Source organism: Sodalis sp. (in: enterobacteria), assembly GCF_047607725.1.
Taxonomy (GTDB): Bacteria; Pseudomonadota; Gammaproteobacteria; order Enterobacterales; family Enterobacteriaceae; genus JBLKSS01.
The window spans coordinates 1-2,204 of record NZ_JBLKSS010000282.1; the positions used below are offsets into that span (position 1 = coordinate 1).

Consider the following 2,204-nt stretch of genomic DNA (forward strand, 5'->3'; position numbering starts at 1 on the left):
CCGCCGGCAATGGCCAGACCAGGTTAGCTACCGTGAATCGGCCGAGGATATCGTGCACTGTGGTACAGCCGATGCCGAGCGCTGCTGCGATTCGAGCGACGCTGCTCAAATTTCATGCGTAATACATTGATATAGATGCATATTTCTGTTCTCGCGTTCTTCTTTTTACGTGCCATGCCATACCCCCGGAAGCTAAAAGTCTCCAGAGTATGGCGGAACAGAAGATGAGTGATCGGACAGAATCGGAATCGCTGATCGGGCGACCGGAATCAGTGATCGGATGAAATCAGAATCAGTGATCGGGTGAAATCGGAATCAGTGATCGGACGTGACCGGAACCAGCAACTGTATTCCGCCAGCCGCACCATGCGGCTTATATTAAGATAATAATGTCGGCTATCGCAATTGCGCAGCATTTGCCACATCCAGCGTAGTTGCTCCGCGTCGGCATGCCATCTGACGGCCAGCGGCGCGGGGCGCTGAAACATCCATTTAATGGCTTTGAGCGGCACGCCCGGCGCGGCCCAGGGCGCGGAATAACCGGGCGATATTTGGCCGGCATTGTTTGCGCTGGTTTCCAGCGCCGGGCCGGACTGGAGATCGAGCACGGTGACCTGATGCCCCTGCTGCGCCAAATACCAGGCCGACGTCACGCCTATCACGCCACTGCCTAAAACAATTACCTGCATGATTGTCTTGCCTTATAGCCACATCCGCCACAGCAGAAAATGCTGGCGTACGAAAGATGATGAGAAAGATGCACCGCGAGCGTCAATAACGCCTACCGGAGAGTTATTTACATTTTATTAAATACTTTGCCGCGAGGCTAATTCAATAGCAAAATAGAAAAACTGATTTAATCATTTAAAGTGATAATTAGCCTGACAAATCAGCATTAATCTCTTAACTATCATCATTACACAGCATAAAAAACGGCGCTATTTCCTCGTTATCCCCACGACGCGCTGATAAGAGCGAGTCTGGCGATAAGTAGGTAATACGGTTTAACGAGTCAGACAGCGGATAATGCCCTGCCGGCATCCCGCCAGGGACTTTCTCTACGCCTGTGCCTTATATCATGATATCACGGCGCGAACGGCGCGTTGTATAGGGATCGCACGCCAGCGGCGCGGTCCTTGCGCACGATGTCAAAGGGGCACGCCAGTGGCTCCCTTGAGCGCTCGGCTCTTAGGCCGCGCGTTAGCGTCGAGGTCCCGGGCGCGATTTCTCAGGCGTGCCAGTGGCCCCTCCGGCGCTCGGTCATGTCTTCACGGCAGACTATTCCGTCTAAGGCGCTTCGCCCCCGCGCGTGCTCGCCGACGACAACCTGTGCAGGCAGCGTGCCCCTGCTAACGGCGCTTGGCCTTCTGCCCGTGTCGCGTTTGTATAGAGGAGGTGTCTAGGCGCGTAAGGGTCTTAGCGCATCCTCCGCGATTTTCATCTTGCGCTAGGATTAATAATTAAGACAGCATGATCTCGTGCTGTCTGTAACGATGAGGTACGCTGATGACGATTTCTATTGATGAACGATCACGCTCTGCCACATGTCTTAGCGATGGACCGGATTGGACATTTGAACTGCGACAGCAATATCTCGATGAGATTGACCGGGTAGCCAAACATTATCGGCTGGATACCTACCCCCATCAAATAGAAGTTATCACTTCCGAACAGATGATGGACGCCTATTCCAGCGTGGGGATGCCTATCAATTACACCCACTGGTCATTTGGCAAGAAGTTTATCGAAACCGAGCAGCGCTATAAGCACGGTCAGCAGGGGCTGGCTTATGAGATTGTGATTAACTCCAATCCTTGTATCGCCTACCTCATGGAAGAGAATACCATGACCATGCAGGCGCTGGTCATGGCTCACGCCTGTTACGGGCACAATTCGTTTTTTAAAAACAATTACCTTTTCCGCAGTTGGACCGACGCCAGCTCAATCGTTGACTACCTGTGGGGTGGCAAGTATTTCTGGACTATCAAAGGGAACGTTGGATTAGTCGTAAGCCCTTTATTGGCGCGGCTTACAACGATTTTAAGGATTCTGGACTCATTGCAAAAAAAATGATCAGAAAATGATTTTTTTGCACTATATTCTGGACTGGATTGGTTGTAGTTTGAGTAAGTTTGAAAGCCGTTTAAACGCCTTTTGAGCATCATCTTTAAATAAAAATAATTATATAAAACATTAAATTAAGT

3 pseudogenes are annotated in these 2,204 nt (G+C 50.6%); 1 reads left to right on the forward strand and 2 read right to left on the reverse strand.

Annotated features, from left to right (window positions below):
• Positions 1 to 176, reverse strand: a pseudogene (locus ACMX3H_RS18345) (IS21 family transposase); the annotation flags it as partial.
• Positions 177 to 344: 168 nt separating this feature from the next.
• Positions 345 to 689 (reverse strand): annotated as a pseudogene (locus ACMX3H_RS18350) (FAD-dependent oxidoreductase); the annotation flags it as partial.
• Between the two features lie 817 nt (positions 690 to 1,506).
• On the opposite strand from ACMX3H_RS18350, the pseudogene ACMX3H_RS18355 reads away from it, so the two are divergent.
• Positions 1,507 to 1,977, forward strand: a pseudogene (locus ACMX3H_RS18355) (SpoVR family protein); the annotation flags it as partial.
• Positions 1,978 to 2,204: the final 227 nt, after the last annotated feature.